Below are 19,535 nucleotides of genomic sequence, written 5' to 3'. Positions count from 1 at the left end.
TAAACCCAGCCCATTTCAAAAAAAAGGCAAGCAAACCATATCATATTTACCCCCACAATGTAGAAACTACAAATGGGGAGGTGTTCTAATGGGAAAGAAAAAGCTAAGTAGTGGTGGTTTTAGTGACGAGCAGGCTGTGAGAAAGAAGCTTTCCAAGCAATTTGATCATGAGTTTGCTAATGAACCACTAACACCGAATGAAAAGTATAATAATAAAAAAACGAAAAAGCGTCAGTAAGGGGAGATTAAATGCCACGTCGAAATACGGGTACCGAGACAACTCCACACTTTGATGGAAAACGTGAAAGTATTATTAATGATTCCTTTGGAACACAGATCGGCATGACAACCCAACTCGGGATGACTGCCAATGTTAATCGCAGTGCATATTCTTCCCTTGATCAAATTAGAGATGAGAAGATGAGACGTTTTGAAGAAATGTTTCGTGGTAAGCAGTTTGATGAGTAGATTAGAAAGTGCTTGGTTTGTCATAAACCGAGCACTTTTTTTCATGGGCTCAACCATTTCATTTGCTTTGCCTATAATTGATATTGTATGGTAAATATCAATTATAGGCAAAGCGTTTAAGGAGTAATTCATCCGATGAAAATAAAAAAAGTATTGAATAATAATGTCGTTATTACGGAAAATGAGCAAAATGAAGAAATGGTCGTAATGGGGAAAGGCCTTGCTTTTCAGAAAAAGGTTGGCCAATCAGTTGATGAATCGAAAATCGAAAAAACCTTTAGACTGCAAAATACAGGTATCACTGAAAAGCTTGATCTATTATTAAAAGATACATCAGAAAAATACTTGACGATTGCATCCGAAATCTTAGAATATGCTAAAGCGAAACTACCTTACAAGTTAGACGAGTATCTGTACGTTGCACTAACAGATCACATTAGTTTTGCAATTAAGAGATATAATCAAGGAATTCAACTAAGAAATACACTTCTTTATGAAATAAGAAAATATTATAAACAAGAATTTGAAATTGGGCTAAAAGCGATTGAATTCATTAAGGAAGAAACGGGGATTAGGCTAGACGAAGATGAGGCTGCATCTATTGCATTACATTTAGTTAATAGCCAGATTACTGGAGAAAACATGGATGTTGCCATCAAAATAACCAATATGGTAAACAACATTTTAAATATTGTAAAATACCATTTTCAAGTGGAAATTGATGAAAATACCATTAATTATGAACGTTTCTTAACCCATTTACGCTATTTTGCAATCCGATTTATCCGGAAAGAGAAGATGGAAGATACCGTAGATAATTTTTTACATGAACACATAAGTAATAAGTATGACAAAGCATACGAATGTACGAAGAAAATCGCCATCTATCTGCAAAAAGAATTCGATTGGTATTTACCAAAGGATGAAGAAGTCTATTTAACTGTGCACATTCACCGAGTAACTTTTAGACAAGAAAATGGATAATTTATGAAAACGTTTTATAAAGATGTTGACTTAGTATAAAAGTCATGATAAATTGTAATTGTTAATTGATTAACGACAACTAAATTACTTATTAGGAATGTTACCTATTTTGGGCATAACCTGAGCTGATTTGAATGACACTATTTCTGTGTACATTTTCAAATTAGTTCAGGTTTTTTATTTGGAGAAAGGTAAGTGAACATTCCAAAGTTTTAAAATATAAATAAGGAAGAGAAGGTGGCCGATTATGAAGTATGAACAATTGGCAAAAGACATTATTGCTAATGTCGGTGGAGAAGAAAACGTTAACAGCGTTACACACTGTGTAACTAGACTTCGTTTTCGATTAAAAGACGAATCAAAAGCTAACAAAGAAGCATTAATGGAGCATGATGGTGTCGTAACTGTTATGCAAAGCGCTGGACAATACCAAGTAGTTATTGGAAATCACGTACCTGATGTATATCAAGCAGTCGTACAAGAAGGTGGCTTCCAAGCGAAAAAACCAGTGGAAGCGGAAGAAGGAAAGGAGAAAAAAGGTGTTTTCTCAAGCTTTGTGGATATAGTTTCTAATATTTTCATTCCTATCCTTCCATTATTAATGGCAACAGGTATTATCAAAGGTTTTAATTCTTTATTCTTAGCATTAGGTTGGTTAGAGAACACAGATGGAACGTATTTACTACTTAATGCAATTGGCGATGGTTTCTTTGTATTCCTACCAATATTCCTAGGTTATACTTCTATGAAAAAGTTCGGTGGAACACCATTCCTAGGTATGGCAATTGCAGCAGCACTCGTTCACCCGAGCCTAACTGGCATTAAAGCTGGCGAAACAATTATGACGCTATTCAGTGGAACCGTATTTGAATCTGCTGTTCAAATTACCTTCTTAGGTATACCAGTTGTATTAATGAGCTATGCATCTAGCGTTGTACCTATTATTTTAGCAACTTATGTGGGATCTAAAGTCGAAAGAGGATTTACTAAGATTGTTCCAGGAATTATCAAATCATTCTTCGTACCATTCTTAACATTATTAGTAATTGTGCCATTAACATTTATCGTTATTGGTCCAGTTGCTACTTGGTTAGCACAATCAATAGGACAAGGTGTAGTTTGGGTTTATGAAGCAGCTCCTCTTCTTGCTGGATTAGTTGTCGGTGCATTTTGGCAAGTATTTGTTATCTTTGGAGTTCATTGGGGAATTATCCCAATTTACTACAACAACTTAGCAGTTATGGGTTATGACACATTAATTGCAATGACATTTGCAGCTTCATTTGCACAAAGTGGTGCAGTATTAGGTGTACTATTATTAACTAAAAACAAAAAATTAAAATCTTTAAGTATACCTGCATTTATTTCTGGAATCTTCGGAGTTACTGAACCAGCAATTTATGGGGTAACATTACCATTGAAAAAACCATTTATTATGAGCTGTATTGCTTCTGGAGTTGGTGGAGCAATTATCGCAGTAACTGGTGCTGCACTTTATTCTGCAGGTCCATTAGGTGTATTTAAAATTCCTACATTTATCCATCCAGAAGAGGGTATTACCTTTGGCTTCTGGGGAATGATTATTTCAATCGTTGTAGCGTTTATACTAGGTTTCGTTCTTACTCTATTCTTTGGTGGAGTTAACAAAAAAGAAAAAGCTACAAATGTAGAAAACAACAACACAGTTAAAAATGAAGAAGTAAAAAGTGAAGTAACAAATAATGAAGAAATTGCAAGCCCAATCGCTGGAAATGTTATTGCTCTATCTGACGTTCCAGATGAGGTATTTGCTTCTGGAGCAATGGGTAAAGGAGTTGGAATCGATCCAACAACAGGAAGAGTAGTTTCTCCTGTAAATGGTACAGTAACAACTTTATTTAAAACAAAACATGCAATTGGTATTACATCGGATAACGGTACAGAGGTTCTAATCCATGTTGGAATGGACACTGTACAGTTAGAAGGAAAACATTTTACAGCACACATTAAACAAGGTGATAAAGTAAATGTTGGTGATTTATTAGTAGAATTTGATATTGAAAAAATTAAAGAGGCAGGATACCAAGTTGTGACCCCTGTCATTATTACAAACAGCGCTGATTTTAAAGAAGTAGAAGTCACAGAAGCTAAAGCAATTGATGAAAAAGACTTCTTAATCAAAACTGTTAGATAAATAATTCCAACGAGAAATATGGTATCCAACCAAATGATGCCATATTTCTCTTTTTTATAGGAGGTAACTAGGATGATTAATAAAGCGAAATTTCCAGAAGGTTTTTTATGGGGTGGTGCAACTGCAGCAAACCAACTAGAAGGTGGGTATAACGAAGGTGGAAGAGGATTAAATATTGCCGATGTTTTACCTGGAGGGAAAATTAGAAAGACAGTAAGACAGAACCCTAATTTTGATTACACGATAGATAAAGAAACGTACACGTATCCCAATCATGAAGCGATAGACTTTTACCATCGTTACAAGGAAGACATTGCATTGTTTGCTGAAATGGGATTTAAAACCTATCGAATGAGTATTATGTGGAGCAGAATATTTCCTAACGGTGATGAACTGGAACCAAATGAAGAAGGCCTACAATTTTATGATAATGTGTTCGATGAATTATTGAAATACAACATTGAACCAGTAGTCACTCTTTCTCATTATGAAATGCCTCTCCATTTAGTTAAAGAATATGGTGGCTGGAGAAGTCGTGAAGTTGTTACTTTCTTTGAGCGATATGCGAAAACAGTGTTTCACCGTTTTAAAGATAAAGTGAAGTATTGGTTAACATTTAATGAAATTAACAGTGGTTTGAAAATCCCTTTGTATGGGCTTGGATTCCATATTCAAAAGGAAGAAGATAAATATCAACCAACATTCCAAGCATTCCATCATCAATTCCTTGCTAGTGCTATAGCTGTAAAACTTGGACATGAAATGATCCCAGGTTCCAAAATAGGTTGTATGTTACTCTATGCTCCAGTATATGCATATGATTCTAACCCGGAAAATGTCATGTATGCACTTGAAGAAAAACGACTCTTTAATTACTTCTGTGGAGATGTTCAAGTACGTGGTAAGTATCCTCGGTTTATTAACCAATACTTTAAAAAGAATCAGATTGAATTAGAGATACATGACGGGGATTTGGAATTATTAAAAGAAGGAAAAGTTGATTTTATATCATTAAGTTACTATATGTCTCGTACAGAGAAGAAAGAAAAATCACCAGAAGAACATGGTGCAGGTAATATGATTAGTGGAATAAAGAACCCATTTCTTCAAGCGAGTGATTGGGGTTGGGAAATAGATCCAACTGGATTCCGTATTTCATTAAATGAATTATATGAACGCTACGAAGTACCGTTATTTGTAGTTGAGAATGGTCTTGGAGCTTACGATACAGTCGAGGAAGATGGTTCTATTCAGGATGACTACCGGATCGACTATTTAAGGGAACATATTCAGGCGATGAAAGATGCCATTGAAGATGGAGTTGAAATGATGGGATACACATCCTGGGGCTGTATTGACTTAGTCAGTGCATCTACAGGTGAGATGTCCAAAAGGTATGGTTTTATCTATGTAGATAAACATGATGATGGAAGCGGAACACTAGAACGGAAGAAAAAGAAAAGTTTCTATTGGTATCAAAACGTTATTCAAACAAATGGTGAGTATTTATAATATCGTAACAAATTGAGAAAAGATGGAACGAACGAGACACGGAGAGAATAGAAAAGTTCCTAGAAACTATGTTGAAATTGCTTTAAGTTACGATGAATCTAGATATAATGCAGCTGGATGCTAGCAAGAGAATGGCAATAACAGTAATGCTAGAAAGTATTAGATTCCACTAGAGAATACCGAGCAATTGGGGATGATAGGAATGATATTTCCATGTTCTGGATGACAGGATTATCGATTGCGATGGAAAAATGCTAGTGAAGAAATAAAAAAACATAGTGATATCGAAACCTTATCTAATGATGAACACGGTGTTGCGCATGCAATTCATATATCCGTGTTGAATAACATGTCTAGCTAACATAATTTTACGTATTGGAGGTTAATCAAATGATAAAAACAACTAGTTTTCCTGAGGGTTTTTTATGGGGAGGAGCAATCGCTGCAAACCAAGCAGAAGGAGCTTTTTTAGAGGATGGTAAAGGACTAACTACCGTTGACTTATTACCAACAGGAGAGAAACGCTTTTCGATTATGAAAGGAAAACTGCCCTCTTTCTCACCTCTAGAAGGAGAATACTATCCAACTCATGAAGCAATTGACTTTTATCATCGTTATAAAGAAGATATTGCACTTTTTGCTGAAATGGGATTTAAAACATTACGTCTTTCGATTTCTTGGGCTCGTATTTTTCCAAGTGGGGATGATGCTGAACCGAATGAAGCTGGGTTGCAATTTTATGATGACCTATTCGATGAATTGAAGAGATACAATATTGAACCACTAGTTACCCTTGCTCACTTCGATGTTCCAGTACATTTAGTCAAAGAATATGGTAGCTGGAAAAATCGCAAACTCGTAAGCTTATTCGAAAAGTATGCTAGAACTGTCTTCACTCGTTATAAGGATAAAGTAAAATACTGGTTAACGTTTAATGAAATCAATATGCTTTTACATTTACCATATGTTGGTGCAGGTTTAGTCTTTGAAGAGGGAGAAAATGAGCAACAAGTCAAATACAAAGCTGCTCACCATCAACTTGTTGCGAGTGCACTAGCTGTAAAAGCGGGGCATGAAATTATTCCAGGAGCAATGATTGGGTGTATGTTAGCGGCCGGGATGTTCTATCCGTATACAAGTAATCCAGACGATGTCTGGGATGCAATGAATAAGGACAGAGACTCCTTTTTCTTTATCGATGTACAAGCTAGAGGGGAATACCCAGGATTTGCAAAACGATTCTTCCAGGAAAATGGTATCGAATTAGAAATGGAAGATGATGATGAAGAAATACTAAGAGAAAATACAGTAGATTACATTGGTTTTAGTTATTATTCTAGCCGAACAACTAGTACCGATTCAGAAATTCAACAAAAACAAACGAGTGGTAACGTATTTGGATCTGTTAAAAATCCTTATCTAGAAACATCTGAATGGGGATGGACGATTGACCCGAAAGGATTGCGAATCACTGCAAACCAACTCTGGGATCGTTATCAAAAGCCTTTATTTGTTGTTGAGAATGGCCTAGGCGCGGTGGACATACCAGATGAAAATGGCAAGATCCAAGATGATTATCGTATTTCTTATTTAAGTGAACATCTGAAGGTACTAAAAGAAGCTATTTATGATGGCGTGGATATACTTGGATACACAAGCTGGGGACCAATTGATATTGTGAGTGCATCTACTGGTGAAATGAAGAAACGCTATGGTTATATCTATGTAGACCGAGATAATGAAGGAAAAGGAAAATTGAACCGGACGAAGAAGAAAAGCTTTGAATGGTATAAAAATGTAATAAAGACAAATGGAGAAGATTTATAAATCTTTTTTAGAACGCAAACGAGGTTAGTTCCTTGTCTCAATTGGGACGAGGAACTTATCCTTTTTTAGGAAAGTGGGGAAGTAAATGAAACTAATTGCACTCGATTTAGATGGTACTACTTTCAACTCTAAACACGAAATAAGCCGAGAGAATCTAGAGGCAATACAAGAAGCTCAAGAGCAAGGGCATAAGGTAATGGTATTATCTGGTAGGGCGTTAGATGAGATCAAACCCGATTTAGAAAAGTATGAATTACGTTGTCCTATTGGTGCCAATAATGGTGCCTCCTTGTATATAAGGAATCAAGTGGTACATATGATTCCGATGCAAGCTGATCAAATTAATAAAATTGCATTGGAACTGGATAAGGAATTTATTCCGTATAGAGTCACTACCAATAAGGGGGTCTTTACTCCAAAGGATTATATTCAGCGATTAGAAAAAGTACTTACAGCTGAAGACGCCAAAGAAAAGCTAGAAATGTATAAAGCATTTTCTCAACGATATGGACATCAATTAATTAATCAAATCGATGACATTTTAAATGATCAATCTATTTCTATACAAAAGTATTTTGTGTACACACTAGACCCTATACAAAAAACGAGATTCGAGTCGTTTTTAAATTCTATTGATGACCTCTATATTGCTTCTACTCCTTTATTTATGGATATCATGCATCATCAAGCTAGTAAAGGCAATGCACTAAAATATATGGCGGAATATTTTAATATTCCCCACAAAGATACAGTTGCAATTGGAGATGAAGTTAATGATATTACCATGTTTAATATGGCAGGATTATCTATTGCTATGGGCAATGCTAGTGAGCAAGTGAAAAAGCATAGTGACGTTGTAACATTGACTAATGACGAACATGGTGTTGCTTATGCAATAAATAATTATGTGCTAAATGAAAAATATAGTTTTTATGAAAATGATAATTTATAAACTATTTAGTTGGTAATTCTATATAGAAAAACAAATGTTATCTCCATTCTTTGAATCAGCGTATTTTGTTGCATCAGAAGTTGCTTGGATAGACATTGTCAATGTGAATATTCATAAGGGTACTACAGTTGAACACTTACAAGATCTATTAGATGTTACTCCAGAGGAAACAATGGTATTCGGTGAAGGCTATAATGATATCAAGCTGATGACCCACAATAAGTATAGTTTCGCTGTTCGTAATGCAGTTCAGGAAGTGAAAGATGCTGCCATTTTCAAAACCCGTTCCAATGAGGAAGATGCGGTATTAAAAACGATTATTCAAATGCTAGCTTTACAAGATTAAGTTTTAATATCCTAATATGTTAATTGATTAATATCCCTTTGAAATTGGATATTCCAACTAAAAATGTAAATCCTATAGATAGGTAATATTGTGGTGAAAGTCACAGTACAACTAATCTATAGGATTTTTTGAATATGGGGTATTCGTATTGAGAAATTATACTAATAACAATACTGCTAGGAGATACATTGCGCACGTTAGTCAACTTGGGACTACACAACTACATTTGCGAAACCCATATATTATTGCATGGTGGTCGCTAGCCTATCCAGGATTTGGACATCTCTTACTTTCAAAGTACTTGAGAGGGATGGCCTTGTTTTTATGGGAAATGGTCATTAATTTAAATGCAAATATAAACGAGGCAATTGTTTTATCTTTTATAGGAGATTTTGAACAGGCGAAACTAGTTGTGGATACTAGGTGGTTAATGTTGTATATCCCAACGTACTTTTTTGCTACCTGGGATAGCTATCGAACGGCCGTTGATATGAATAAAATAACACTTCTGGCACAAAGAGAAAATCATCGCTTCAACTCTTTCGTTCTTGGCCCCATGGAGATAAACTATTTAGATAGAAGGAAACCTCTAACGGCATTATTATGGTCGTCTATCATGCCAGGGCTGGGACAACTATATATACATCGAATTATAATTGCTGGTTTCATACTAATATGGATGATCGTAATTGCTTATTTCTCTCACTTTGCAGAAGCAATGAACTATATGTTTATGGGTGAAATACAAAAGGCAACAAATGTATTGGATAAAAAATGGCTCTTGTTTTTACCTTCCATTTACGGATTTGCCATGTATGATGCGTATGTGAATACGGTTGAAAATAACAAACTTTATATTAGAGAACAGCGTGACTATTTTCGTGATAACTATCAACATCCTAGTTTTAGGGTGAAATGAAATTGGGGTAACAACACATGCAAGTGTTTTCTATCTTTGAACATTCGCCTTCAATTGAATTAGCGATTACTAAGTTAGAACAAGAGGGTGTAGAGAAGCGTAATATATTTGTAGTACCGATCGAAGAGTCCAATGAGTCTTTAAAGGTTTTCGATTCGATTCATGATGCAGATGGATTTTCATTTTTAGATAAATCAATGGCATTAGCGGTGGCACTTGGGGTTGTGGGAACGAGTCTGGGTTTCATCTTGGAATGGGGACCCATTATTTGGGGATTAATTGCGGCGTTTATAGGTTTTTCAATCGGTTTTATATGGGATATGTGCGTGATCAAATTTACTAAAAGCGGCAAACGAACAGAAAGAAGAATACTCCCTGTCGTTATTTTAATCGTAGAATGCGAAAAAGAAAATGTTAAAAATATAGAGTTCATCCTAAGAGAAAATTCAGCAATAGGTGTTACTACTCCTAATTATAAATGAAGTAAATTAGAATAGACTTTAATATGAAAACTCCAAAGCAATTCTGCATCGGAGTTTTTTTAGTAGGTGTATTATTGTTCTGCTTTCGTACGCTGATAACGCCACATCATAAACCGATAACGTATAAAACAACCAACACAAAAGCCGCAAAGTGCAATGGTGGATGCAGCTAGAACCATAATCGCAAATGAGTAAGCAAGAATCGTCATATTTACATAAAAGAAAATTAAAGATAGACCAATGCAACTAGTCGCTATCCACTGATTAAAAAGCTGTTGCTGTTTGTCTTCTTGTTTATACTGATTAGGTTTCTTCTTCAAAAACGACTTACTAAACTGGATAATTGGATTTTGCTTTGTAATTAACGTATATACCCCAATGACAAACGGTACGACCATAATCATGGGGTGGATTAGTAAACCTAGAAGTACTGTTATAGCAATAAACGCTTGATTTATTTGAACAAGTGGTTTTGGAATGCTCATGATAAAATCTCCCTTCCATTAATACCTATTATACATAGTAGTTTACTCGGAATAAAGAGAAAAGTTTCCACCTGAAGATGTTTTAGCATAGGATTTCCCTGAATTGGGACATTGCCCAGTACATTTATGACTATTTTCCATAGGCTATAGTGTAACAGGTTTAAGGCAGAAGACCAGATGGAAAAGGAGAATTCAAATGCAACATTTTAGAAATAATTTACCGATAAACCATCATCAAGACGAGAGATTTATAGGTCCATTGGCTGCAGGACTTATTGGAGCAGGAATAGGTTATATTGGTGGAGAATTATTTGACGGTCCTCATGGGTATGGTCCGGGATTCTGGGGATATGGTCCAGGCTATGGTGGATATCCAGGATATCCAGGCTACCCAGGATACGGTGGGTATGGCCCAGGATATCCAGGATACGGATACAATAATTTCCCAGGCTATCAAGGTTATCCAAGTGGATATGGCTATCAATCCGGATTTAAACCAGGTCCATATTAAAAAACACAGTAATCATTCCTTAGAAAAAGGGCGGTTCCTATTTGGGTTCCGCCCTTCCTGTTTACCTATTTATTAAAATGCCGCAGTCCAACCACCATCAGCAGTTATAACTGTACCATTGACAAAGCTTGACTCATCAGAAGCTAAGAATAGTGCAACTTGTGCAATATCATCAGGTTGTCCAATACTTGGAATAACACCTTGTACAACTTTTGCACGTTCCATACCGAACGGATTAATATTTTTCATTGATGCAGAAATGTTAGTTGCTACTGCACCTGGAGCGATCGCGTTACAACGGATTCCTTTTTGTGCATACATAAAACCAGTGTTTTTCGTTAAACCAATCACGGCATGTTTAGAAGCACCATATGTCGCACCAGCGTGAGCACCGTTTAATCCACCAGTTGAAGCGGTATTAATAATGTTTCCTTTACCTTTTTCTAAGAAAATAGGAAGGGCTTTACGCATAGCACGCATCACACCTTTTGTGTTTACGTCAAAAATCAAATCCCAACGCTCGTCTAGAATATCCCCAACCGGTTCAAATCCATCCATAATACCAGCATTATTTACCAAAATATCTAATGTTCCATATTCAGAAACTGCTGTGTCGATCATGTTATCAATATCTTCTTGTTTTGCTACGTTTACTTGAACAGCCTTGGCAACGCCACCGTTTGCAGTGATGCCGTTTACGACTTCTTCTGCACCTTCTATATTAAGGTCAGCAACAATTACTTTCGCACCTTCACTAGCATACAGTTCTGCAATAGCTTTACCCATTCCAGATGCAGCTCCGGTTACGACTGCTACTTTGTCTTGTAATTTCATCTTATTACCTCCTAGTGAAATTATAAAGATACTATACACGTGTACAATAAAATTGTAAGATAAAGAGAGAATTTCTACAAACAACGGAAAACAAGAAACTGTTCAATATTAGACGGAAATTGGAAAAAGTGTTCAATAAAGTGGGGGTGAAAATTTTGAAACAAGACTTGCGGGTTATTAAAACTCAAGAAAGTATTAGACAGGCACTATTAATTTTGTTAAAAACGAAGCCCTTGGATTCTATATCAGTAGCTGAATTATGCCGATTAGCTAAAATAAATCGAGGAACTTTTTATTCGCACTATAAAGATGTACATGGCGTATTTAAGCATTACGTAGAAGTGATTGTCTCCGATTTTAAGAAAGCCTATGAGCAGCCTTATTACCGGACAGGTTTTCGAATTCAGCATATTCGTCCAGAAATGATTAAAATATTTGATCATGTTAAGCGGTATAAGAAATTCTATCAGATTATTTTCGACGAGAAGATTCCGTTGATGTATTATAATCTACTATTTGATACGGTACGGACGTTTATGATGGAATCTATTCAAGAAAACCATCTGAAAACAGACAGCGAGATTCAAATAGAATACTTAACTAGCTATCAGGCTAATGCAATTCTCGGTTTGTTAATAGAGTGGTATCGCAGGGACTTTGAAACCCCAACAGAGGAAATGAATGAGCAACTGATTATGATATTATCCATGAGTAGTTCTTTCAGGAATCAGACATCAATTTCATAGTATTGGAAATACAAGAGGTAATTACCAATATAGTGTTGGTGATTGCTTCTTTTTCATAAGGAGACAAATAATTGTGTTGCAATTTTTGTCGTTTTTTGACAAAAAAACAATATTCATTTTGCATTTTTCTGCTAAAATTAAAGTTGTATATAGTACATATTAGGGGAGAATGTAAATGTCCATCCAAGAGTTAAACATCCAAACATTGAGAAAGAAAAATAGAACCGTATTAATTATGCTGATCATATCGACGGTTTTGGCTACAGTTGTTGAGGTTGGTTTAGACAAACCTTTAAATGTTATCTTGACGATAGCGATAGGTGGCTTCTTACTTTGTGCCACAATTGCCATTTTACATTTTAGTAAGCGTTTAACAAAGCTGATCCCATATATATCGATTGTTGGATTAATCTTTATTGTAGGAGCTATCATGTTAATTAGCCCTTCCGATAATAATCTACCATTAGTCTACTTTCTGTTAATTTGTTCAGCACTATTTATGAACCTCGTTTTATTTACCATAGGAACGATAAGTGGTCTAGGAATACTCGTCGTCGCGTTTTTGTATAATGGAGATATTTACACTACTGAAATTGGTACGTTTTTATTGATTTATTCATTAGCTGTTATCGTTTTATATGTCCAACAAAAAATTATGATCAATCTTGAAAAGAATCTCGAATCCCTGTCAGTGACGATGGGCGAAAAATTAGAAGAGGAGTCTAATAGACGGTTAGTCTTATCAGAGAACTCCGAAGTAATTGCACATAATATGCTACAGGTAGATGAGCAATCAGAAGCAGAGAAAATTGCATTTCATGAAATAAATGATGCCCTGCAAGAGGTAGCTTCTGGAACGCAAATTCAAGCAGATACGATAACGAATATCATGCAAGCAATTGAAAGCACTACGAACCAAGTAGCATCTATGAATGTTAGAGTAAATCAGATTAGTGATTATAGTAGTAAAATGACTGGAGAGATTGACGAGGGACGCTCTCAGTCACAAGTGTTAAGTGAGCAAATGGATGAATTTAAAGAATTTATTCGATTAACTGAAAACAATATGAACCAGTTAAGTGAGAATATTGAGTCTTCGCTAGGCTCTATTCAAGCTATTCAAGCGATCACTTCTCAAACGAATTTACTTGCTTTAAATGCATCGATTGAAGCAGCAAGAGCTGGGGAAGCAGGGAAAGGGTTCTCGGTTGTTGCTGAGGAAATACGAAAACTCGCGGAAACTACGGACAAAACAGCCGAACAAATTTCCATGACGTTAAACCAAGTGCATTTGAACAACGTGGAGACACAAGGGCAGATGAATGTGGTCGCAAGTAAGATGGATGAGAATATAGAAGGAACGAAGAAGAATCAGTCTATCTTTGACTCTATTCAACAATCTATCCTGCATTTGAAACAAGAGGTCCAGTCATTTGAGACGGTTGCAAAAACGATAGATGAGGAAACGGAATCTATTGAAAAAGCGATTAATGAATTTGCTTCCATCATACAAGAGGCTTCTGCGTCGCTTGAGGAAGTTTCTGCAACTGTTCAGTCACAGACTAATAATAAAGAACAACTTGCTCAATTAATACAAGAAACAAATAAAGCCACACAGAACTTGGCTAATCTAGTTTAATTGCGAAACAAGAGAAGAAGTAATCGAATCTCCAAGTAATAGGAGCGATTACTTCTTTTTCATTTCAAGCACTACTTCTTACATAAAACCTTTTCCAATGCTTCAGCTGGCAGTGGCTTACCAAATAAATAACCTTGACCATAAATAGTTCGATTACTAATCTCAAGCAGAGTAGTTAGTTGTTCTTCTGTTTCTATTCCCTCAATTACGACATTCAAATCTAGATTATTACCTATATCCATGATCGTTTTTACCATGGCGATATCTTTATCCTTCAAAACCTTAATAAATGATCGATCAATTTTAATTACTTGAATGGGCAAGTCTTTTAGGACAGAAAGGGAAGAATAGCCAGTTCCAAAGTCATCAATCGATGAGCGAATCCCCATATTACGAAGTTCATTCAAAATTCTGGTAGAATCCTTAAAATTTTGCATAATGCTTTCAGTAATTTCTAACTCTATATCTTTCGGATTAACTTCTGTCTCTTCCAATACTTTCTTCACAATTTTCAAGAAGTCCCCATGTTGAAACTGGCGTGCAGAAACATTGACACACATTAATAGATTTGAGTAGCCATTTTTATTCCAAGTATTTAACTGTTTAAAAGCTTTGTAGAGTACCCACTCCCCAATTTGGACAACATGACCAGTTTCTTCTGCAAGAGGGATAAACTCATCTGGTGGTATATCACCCAATATAGGATGTTTCCAGCGTAATAACGCTTCGACCCCAATAATTTCTCTTGATTGTAATTTTACTTTCGGCTGATAATGAAGTAGTAACTCATTATTGGCGAGTGCTTGGCTTAAGTCATTTTCTATCTGCATTTTTCTAGCCATTTTTTCATTTAATTCACTACTATACAGTTCATATTGATTTCTACCCTTGTTTTTGGCAAGATACATGGAAGTATCCGCATTCTTCAATAAAATTTCACTAGTATTTCCATTGTCAGGATAAATACTAATGCCAATGCTAGGCGTGATGGAGATTTGATAGTTATGAACAGATAATACTTTGGAAAAATTTTTTAAAATAGTATTTGCGACAGTCGTACAAATTTCCTCCGTTGCATCTTGAAGTATAATAATAAACTCGTCTCCCCCAACCCGGTATACACGATTATTTGGAGAAATAGATTGCTTTAATCGTACCGAGCATTCCTGTAACAGCCTATCACCAATTCCGTGTCCAAGGGTATCATTAATATTCTTAAATCGATCAAAATCCAGTAACATAATTGCGAATTTCTTCTGATGTTCCTCTGAAAATTGAATTAGACTCTTAATATCGAGTAAATAACTGGATCTGTTAAACAAGCCGGTAAGCTTATCGTGATAGGCATGATACCACAGATCATGTAATAGCTCACGGTGCTGCTTCATAACAAAAATCTGTCTAATAACAATGACGATGATGGAAGAGACAAGCCCGATAATTAGCGCATTCCATCTCCACCCGTTACCCTGCATCACGAGAAAGGCTAGGAAAATAACACTTAAGTTCAAAAATAAACCATTGTCTCCTTGTTGTGGGTAGGAATTTGAACTCCATTTTTTTTCTTCCTCATACTTATCGACATAGATGTTAGAAAACGCGAGGAATAAAATAGCTAGGGTCCATAAAGGATCAATCCAACTACCATTTTCATATTGACCACTGATTAATAAATAAATATATAACGTATCAGTAATAATCTGGGTCAAAAAACCGAGCGATAGAAAAAGAAATGCTTTATTTTCCACAGTATAACGAGTCATATAAAATATGTTAATGGATATAAAACCAATCCCGATATCGAGAATTGGATATAGTATAAAAAATGCTGCAAAGGATTGATGCTCTGCCGAAAGGGCAATAATCGGATTAATTAAATAATGAAAACTAATCGAAACTGCAGCTATCATAAAAATTGAAATATTAAATCGAAACGGTGCCATGGAAAGCGATTTGTATAATCTTTTTAGTTTATAGATTAAGGAAGCAAGAAAGAAAATATATACGGTAATCCAAATAATAAACGATAGATCAGGATAGTCTTTCTCTCCATTTATTAATAAATTCAGAAGCCAAATCAAATTAGATAAGAGATGAAGAAAAATTCCTAAAGTCAATAGTAAAATAAAGACGCGATGTTCCCATGATAAAATACGATAAGGTCTAATAAACGAACTTAGAGCAACCCCTGCACCAATAACAGGAAATAATGCAGCCCCAAATACATGTAACCAAGAATCATTAGTAAAGAACCATAGCCATCCATAGAAGGCAGTAAGGTATAAAATTATAAATATAATGGTATTTCTTTTTCGTTTCTGCATGACAGTTCCACCACTCTTTGGAAAGGTACTTAATAGTTAGTATCTAAGAAAAGAGTGTAGGTATACTTTAAAATGCGATATTAGCCATCTATTCAGTACCTTTGATTTCTTCTTCTGAAACGGATTGACCATTAATCTTCAAGTTTTTATGAAAGACAATCTTACCTTCGACTAAATCCTTCTCCGTTAATATACTAGGAATCGCATACTCCACAAGTTTTCCTTCGATATCATAGAAAAGATAGCCCTCTTTTTCATCGTGGATAAAGGAATTAATTTTCATATTTGGCGTGATAAGTAGAGTGATTTTCTCTTGCTCATTCCAAATGATTTTGATGATGACTTTTTTCTTTAATTTCTTTTCAACGAGTGCTTTCCATTCTAATAATGAGATTTCCATAGTTGTTTCCTCCAGACTTTTTCGGTATTCATAGTTTACCACGAAAATTGTAATACTATCTCTAACCATCAGGAGATTGGCAGTATCTCTAATTAGGGGGACTGTACAATGGAACATATTCATATTTCTGCGAGTGACGGATTAGCATTATCAGTCGTTTTGTTTGAAGCAATAGATACGAAAGCGCTTGTACAAATCATACACGGAGCTAATGAACATAAGGAACGGTACTATGATTTTATTGAGTTCCTAACAGCGAATGGATTAACGGTTATTATATCGGATACTCGTGGGCATGGTGCATCTATTAGTGAGCAGTATCCATTAGGCTACATGAACGGTGTGGATGAAATAATTGATGACCAACTGCGCATTACGAAATATATAAAGAGGCGATTTCCAAATAAGGATCTATATTTATTTGGTCATTCTTTAGGCTCTTTACTTGCGAGAATTTATATACAGGAGCATGATGATGAAGTAAAAAAGTTAGTATTAAGTGGAACGCCTAACTATGTTCCGGGGGTTACATTTGCCTATTTGATTGGGAAAGTCATTACTCTTTTCTCTGGTAAACATGGGTATAGTAAACTAATTCAAAATATGGGTGGTAATAGCCAGGATGATTCATGGCTTAGTGCTAACCAGGAAAACATTAAGAATTATCGAAAGGATCCATTATGCAACTATGCCTATCAAAATAATGCTACAGTAACCGTGTTTCAAGCGGATCGGGCGATGCATAGCTATCATAAATACAAGTGTAAGAACCCGGATTTAGCCATTCTTAGTATCGTCGGCGCTGGGGATCCGATTACTGGTGGGGAAAAAGGGTTGAAGGATTCGTTTGATTCATTGCGGAAAGAGGGTTATAGAAATATAACGAGTAAGGTATATTCCGGAATGAAGCATGAGGTGTTGAATGAGGTGGAGAAGCAGATTGTTTATCGGGATGTTTTGGAATTTTTGATAGGTTGATTATGCTTTATCGGCGTTGACACTATATAAATTAAAATCTATACTAATAAATAAGAAAAAGGTACTTAGTAGCTGGAACTACTAAGTACCACAACTACAAGCCGCATAAAGAGCATGTTGACCTTAAGAAGTAATCGCTAAAAAGAAGTAATCGCTACCAGTCGAGAGGGGCGGTTACTTCTTTTTATATAGAAGGACGACGATAGTTACAATTAGTGTTAATCCGGCTATTAGCGAATAGCTAAATCCTCATTTATATCTCTGGAAAAGTCTCTCTAAAATAAGCAGTAGCCTCTACCATTCTAGCCCCATACCAAAACATTTCACCATCGACGATAACTGGCTTTACATTCGGCAACATCTCTTGAAATTCTTCCAAATGCTTCTCACGGAAAGGATATGGTTCTGTAGCTAATAAGATATAATCAAGCTCAGCTTGTTGGAAGTCTTCTTCTGTTACTACTGGGTATCTTCCTTCATAGGTTACAAACGGATTAGCGAAGCCCATTTCTTGTAGTAGTGACTGGATATACGTATCTTTTCCTACTACCATGTATGGACGCTGCCAGATCACATATGCTGCTCGCTTGCCGTGGACATTTGGCAGCATGGAAAACGCATGTTGTATGTCCGCGACTAGTTTAGTAGATTCCTCTTCAAACTCCGTTAACATTCCTACGTCCTCAATCATCCGATAAACATCAGCGATCTTTTTCACTTCAAAAACAAAGACAGGATAGTACTGTTCTAACGTTTCTACGATTTCTTTCGTATTTTCTTCTTTCTCGGCAATAATTAAGTCAGGTTTCAGCTCATGGATTCGATCGAGCTTAATTTCTTTCGTTCCACCAATGTTCACAGCCTGTTTCACCTTATCTTTCGGATGGATACAAAACCGAGTTCTACCAATGATTTTGTCCTCCAGTCCTAAATGGTACATCGTATCTGTGATGGCGGGGACGAGGGAGATGATCCGTTTCGGTGGGTTTGGTAAGGTGACCGTTCTACCTAGGTGGTCTTGTATATTTAACATAGGAAAAATCACTCCTTCTTTCTATAAGATAAATATTCCAAAAACCTATTGGCCGAAAGTGAAAGGGATTGTTGGTCTCTCATCCCAATACCAATATTTCGAAAAGCAGGAACCTCAAGCTCTTTTGTGATGATTTGGTAAGGAACTCTTTGTAAAATCAATTCTGGTAGAATACTAATACCAAGCCCGTTTTCCACCATAGACATAATGGCATAATCATCCCATGTTGTAAAATGTACTGATGGGGAAATCTGATGCTTCTCGAAAATCTCAGAGATTTCAGCTTTTCCGCCTTTTTCTAATAGCATAAATGAATTATTCAATAATTCATTGATAGGAAACTTTTCGCAATTTGCAAATGGATGATCTGTAGGAAGCACTACCAACAAACGATCTTTCTCCAACAATATCGTTTCGATTTCTGTCCTTGTCGGTATTCGTAAAAATCCAAAGTCAACACGTCCTTCGATAATCCATGTTTCAATTTCGGTATAATCCCCTAAAAGTAGTTCAAAATCGATATTCGGATAGTCCTTTTGAAAGAATTTAATAATATTCGGCAACCAATGGGTAGCGACGCTTGAGAATGTCCCAATCCGAATCATTCCAGATTGTAAGTCTTTTAAGTCCTCTACTTGCCTCATCAGCATGTCGTGCTCATTACAAATTCGTTGTAACTGGGGCAGTAACTTTAAGCCATCTGATGTTAAGCTGATACCAGCACGACCTCTCTCAAAAAGAGGTATTCCCCAATCTGATTCTATATCGTTTATCATTCGACTTATACCAGACTGTGTATAGTTTAATGCATCAGCCGCTCTTGTGAAGCTACCGTATTCTGCTGCTTTTACAAAGGCCATATATTTTTGGATATTCACCAAACTTCCTCCATTGCATTCCAATTTGTCATATATACCATGAG

22 protein-coding genes are annotated in these 19,535 nt (G+C 35.9%); 16 read left to right on the top strand and 6 right to left on the bottom strand.

Annotated features, from left to right (window positions below):
* Nucleotides 1-88: 88 nt before the first annotated feature.
* The 12 genes from sspO to TE34_RS14325 all read left to right on the top strand — a co-directional run bounded on the left by sspO (nt 89) and on the right by TE34_RS14325 (nt 9,663).
* Nucleotides 89-238 carry a small acid-soluble spore protein O gene (gene sspO, locus TE34_RS14370; protein WP_042149740.1) on the top strand — a complete coding sequence of 50 codons (150 nt, stop codon included), beginning with the start codon at nt 89-91 and terminating at the stop codon, nt 236-238.
* 11 nt (nt 239-249) lie between these two features.
* The gene (locus TE34_RS14365) at nt 250-468 is read left to right on the top strand and encodes a hypothetical protein (protein ID WP_047985504.1); all 219 of its coding nucleotides are present in this window, start codon (nt 250-252) and stop codon (nt 466-468) included.
* A 135-nt stretch (nt 469-603) separates the two neighbouring features.
* On the top strand, nt 604-1,452 hold the full coding sequence (licT, locus tag TE34_RS14360; protein WP_047985503.1) for a BglG family transcription antiterminator LicT: 849 nt from the start codon (nt 604-606) through the stop codon (nt 1,450-1,452).
* A 247-nt stretch (nt 1,453-1,699) separates the two neighbouring features.
* Nucleotides 1,700-3,625 (top strand): beta-glucoside-specific PTS transporter subunit IIABC, encoded by a 1,926-nt coding sequence (locus tag TE34_RS14355; RefSeq protein WP_047985502.1) that lies wholly within the window; start codon nt 1,700-1,702, stop codon nt 3,623-3,625.
* 72 nt (nt 3,626-3,697) lie between these two features.
* Complete coding sequence (locus TE34_RS14350) at nt 3,698-5,137, top strand: glycoside hydrolase family 1 protein (protein WP_169749103.1); 1,440 nt, start codon at nt 3,698-3,700, stop codon at nt 5,135-5,137.
* A gap of 186 nt (nt 5,138-5,323) precedes the next feature.
* Entirely contained in the window at nt 5,324-5,395 is a 72-nt protein-coding gene (locus tag TE34_RS21750; RefSeq protein WP_157037648.1) for an HAD hydrolase family protein, read from the top strand.
* A complete protein-coding gene (locus tag TE34_RS21070) occupies nt 5,376-5,498 on the top strand; it encodes an HAD hydrolase family protein (protein ID WP_157037642.1) in 123 nt (40 codons plus the stop codon). The genes TE34_RS21750 and TE34_RS21070 overlap by 20 nt, the downstream gene beginning before the upstream one ends.
* A gap of 29 nt (nt 5,499-5,527) precedes the next feature.
* A complete protein-coding gene (locus TE34_RS14345; protein WP_047985501.1) occupies nt 5,528-6,964 on the top strand; it encodes a 6-phospho-beta-glucosidase in 1,437 nt (478 codons plus the stop codon).
* An 85-nt stretch (nt 6,965-7,049) separates the two neighbouring features.
* Entirely contained in the window at nt 7,050-7,916 is an 867-nt protein-coding gene (locus TE34_RS14340) for a Cof-type HAD-IIB family hydrolase (RefSeq protein WP_047985500.1), read from the top strand.
* Nucleotides 7,917-7,950: 34 nt separating this feature from the next.
* Nucleotides 7,951-8,262 (top strand): HAD family hydrolase, encoded by a 312-nt coding sequence (locus TE34_RS14335; protein WP_047985499.1) that lies wholly within the window; start codon nt 7,951-7,953, stop codon nt 8,260-8,262.
* A 148-nt stretch (nt 8,263-8,410) separates the two neighbouring features.
* Nucleotides 8,411-9,181, top strand: a complete 771-nt coding sequence (locus TE34_RS14330; protein WP_047985498.1) for a hypothetical protein — start codon at nt 8,411-8,413, stop codon at nt 9,179-9,181.
* A 17-nt stretch (nt 9,182-9,198) separates the two neighbouring features.
* Complete coding sequence (locus TE34_RS14325) at nt 9,199-9,663, top strand: hypothetical protein (RefSeq protein WP_047985497.1); 465 nt, start codon at nt 9,199-9,201, stop codon at nt 9,661-9,663.
* A 71-nt stretch (nt 9,664-9,734) separates the two neighbouring features.
* On the opposite strand, the gene TE34_RS14320 is transcribed toward TE34_RS14325, so the two are convergent.
* Entirely contained in the window at nt 9,735-10,148 is a 414-nt protein-coding gene (locus TE34_RS14320) for a DUF4395 domain-containing protein (protein ID WP_047985496.1), read from the bottom strand.
* Nucleotides 10,149-10,344: 196 nt separating this feature from the next.
* Here TE34_RS14320 and TE34_RS14315 point away from each other — a divergent pair, with 196 nt between their 5' ends.
* Complete coding sequence (locus TE34_RS14315; protein WP_053075093.1) at nt 10,345-10,659, top strand: hypothetical protein; 315 nt, start codon at nt 10,345-10,347, stop codon at nt 10,657-10,659.
* Between the two features lie 72 nt (nt 10,660-10,731).
* Here TE34_RS14315 and TE34_RS14310 read toward each other — a convergent pair whose 3' ends face one another.
* A complete protein-coding gene (locus TE34_RS14310) occupies nt 10,732-11,493 on the bottom strand; it encodes an SDR family oxidoreductase (protein ID WP_047985495.1) in 762 nt (253 codons plus the stop codon).
* A gap of 155 nt (nt 11,494-11,648) precedes the next feature.
* On the opposite strand from TE34_RS14310, the gene TE34_RS14305 reads away from it, so the two are divergent.
* On the top strand, nt 11,649-12,239 hold the full coding sequence (locus TE34_RS14305; RefSeq protein ID WP_053075092.1) for a TetR/AcrR family transcriptional regulator: 591 nt from the start codon (nt 11,649-11,651) through the stop codon (nt 12,237-12,239).
* Between the two features lie 175 nt (nt 12,240-12,414).
* Nucleotides 12,415-13,878, top strand: coding sequence for a methyl-accepting chemotaxis protein (locus TE34_RS14300; protein ID WP_047985494.1), 1,464 nt, complete (start codon nt 12,415-12,417; stop codon nt 13,876-13,878).
* A 71-nt stretch (nt 13,879-13,949) separates the two neighbouring features.
* Here TE34_RS14300 and TE34_RS14295 read toward each other — a convergent pair whose 3' ends face one another.
* Nucleotides 13,950-16,202: an EAL domain-containing protein gene (locus TE34_RS14295; RefSeq protein ID WP_047985493.1), complete on the bottom strand. Its 2,253-nt coding sequence runs from the start codon at nt 16,200-16,202 to the stop codon at nt 13,950-13,952.
* An 88-nt stretch (nt 16,203-16,290) separates the two neighbouring features.
* Complete coding sequence (locus tag TE34_RS14290) at nt 16,291-16,602, bottom strand: hypothetical protein (RefSeq protein ID WP_047985492.1); 312 nt, start codon at nt 16,600-16,602, stop codon at nt 16,291-16,293.
* A gap of 108 nt (nt 16,603-16,710) precedes the next feature.
* Between TE34_RS14290 and TE34_RS14285 the strand changes: the two genes are divergently transcribed.
* Nucleotides 16,711-17,580, top strand: a complete 870-nt coding sequence (locus tag TE34_RS14285) for an alpha/beta hydrolase (RefSeq protein ID WP_047985491.1) — start codon at nt 16,711-16,713, stop codon at nt 17,578-17,580.
* 253 nt (nt 17,581-17,833) lie between these two features.
* On the opposite strand, the gene TE34_RS14280 is transcribed toward TE34_RS14285, so the two are convergent.
* Nucleotides 17,834-18,613, bottom strand: a complete 780-nt coding sequence (locus tag TE34_RS14280) for an ABC transporter substrate-binding protein (protein WP_047985490.1) — start codon at nt 18,611-18,613, stop codon at nt 17,834-17,836.
* Nucleotides 18,614-18,621: 8 nt separating this feature from the next.
* Complete coding sequence (locus tag TE34_RS14275) at nt 18,622-19,491, bottom strand: LysR family transcriptional regulator (RefSeq protein WP_047985489.1); 870 nt, start codon at nt 19,489-19,491, stop codon at nt 18,622-18,624.
* Nucleotides 19,492-19,535 lie beyond the last annotated feature (44 nt).

It is taken from the genome of Ornithinibacillus californiensis, from assembly GCF_001038485.1.
Lineage (GTDB): Bacteria > Bacillota > Bacilli > Bacillales > Amphibacillaceae > Ornithinibacillus > Ornithinibacillus californiensis.
The sequence above is the reverse complement of the archived record's forward strand: the minus strand, read 5'-3'. Positions and strand labels throughout refer to the sequence as shown.

Excerpts from the sequence above, each read along its gene's own strand:
- TE34_RS14335 (WP_047985499.1), top strand. The coding sequence starts at position 7,951 with ATGTTATCTCCATTCTTTGAATCAGCGTATTTTGTTGCATCAGAAGTT.
- TE34_RS14320 (WP_047985496.1), bottom strand. The coding sequence starts at position 10,148 with ATGAGCATTCCAAAACCACTTGTTCAAATAAATCAAGCGTTTATTGCT.
- TE34_RS14345 (WP_047985501.1), top strand. The coding sequence starts at position 5,528 with ATGATAAAAACAACTAGTTTTCCTGAGGGTTTTTTATGGGGAGGAGCA.
- TE34_RS14325 (WP_047985497.1), top strand. The coding sequence starts at position 9,199 with ATGCAAGTGTTTTCTATCTTTGAACATTCGCCTTCAATTGAATTAGCG.
- TE34_RS14280 (WP_047985490.1), bottom strand. The coding sequence starts at position 18,613 with ATGTTAAATATACAAGACCACCTAGGTAGAACGGTCACCTTACCAAAC.
- TE34_RS14290 (WP_047985492.1), bottom strand. The coding sequence starts at position 16,602 with ATGGAAATCTCATTATTAGAATGGAAAGCACTCGTTGAAAAGAAATTA.
- TE34_RS14310 (WP_047985495.1), bottom strand. The coding sequence starts at position 11,493 with ATGAAATTACAAGACAAAGTAGCAGTCGTAACCGGAGCTGCATCTGGA.
- TE34_RS14355 (WP_047985502.1), top strand. The coding sequence starts at position 1,700 with ATGAAGTATGAACAATTGGCAAAAGACATTATTGCTAATGTCGGTGGA.
- TE34_RS14285 (WP_047985491.1), top strand. The coding sequence starts at position 16,711 with ATGGAACATATTCATATTTCTGCGAGTGACGGATTAGCATTATCAGTC.
- TE34_RS14350 (WP_169749103.1), top strand. The coding sequence starts at position 3,698 with ATGATTAATAAAGCGAAATTTCCAGAAGGTTTTTTATGGGGTGGTGCA.
- licT (WP_047985503.1), top strand. The coding sequence starts at position 604 with ATGAAAATAAAAAAAGTATTGAATAATAATGTCGTTATTACGGAAAAT.
- TE34_RS14315 (WP_053075093.1), top strand. The coding sequence starts at position 10,345 with ATGCAACATTTTAGAAATAATTTACCGATAAACCATCATCAAGACGAG.
- TE34_RS14340 (WP_047985500.1), top strand. The coding sequence starts at position 7,050 with ATGAAACTAATTGCACTCGATTTAGATGGTACTACTTTCAACTCTAAA.
- TE34_RS14300 (WP_047985494.1), top strand. The coding sequence starts at position 12,415 with ATGTCCATCCAAGAGTTAAACATCCAAACATTGAGAAAGAAAAATAGA.
- TE34_RS14295 (WP_047985493.1), bottom strand. The coding sequence starts at position 16,202 with ATGCAGAAACGAAAAAGAAATACCATTATATTTATAATTTTATACCTT.
- sspO (WP_042149740.1), top strand. The coding sequence starts at position 89 with ATGGGAAAGAAAAAGCTAAGTAGTGGTGGTTTTAGTGACGAGCAGGCT.
- TE34_RS14365 (WP_047985504.1), top strand. The coding sequence starts at position 250 with ATGCCACGTCGAAATACGGGTACCGAGACAACTCCACACTTTGATGGA.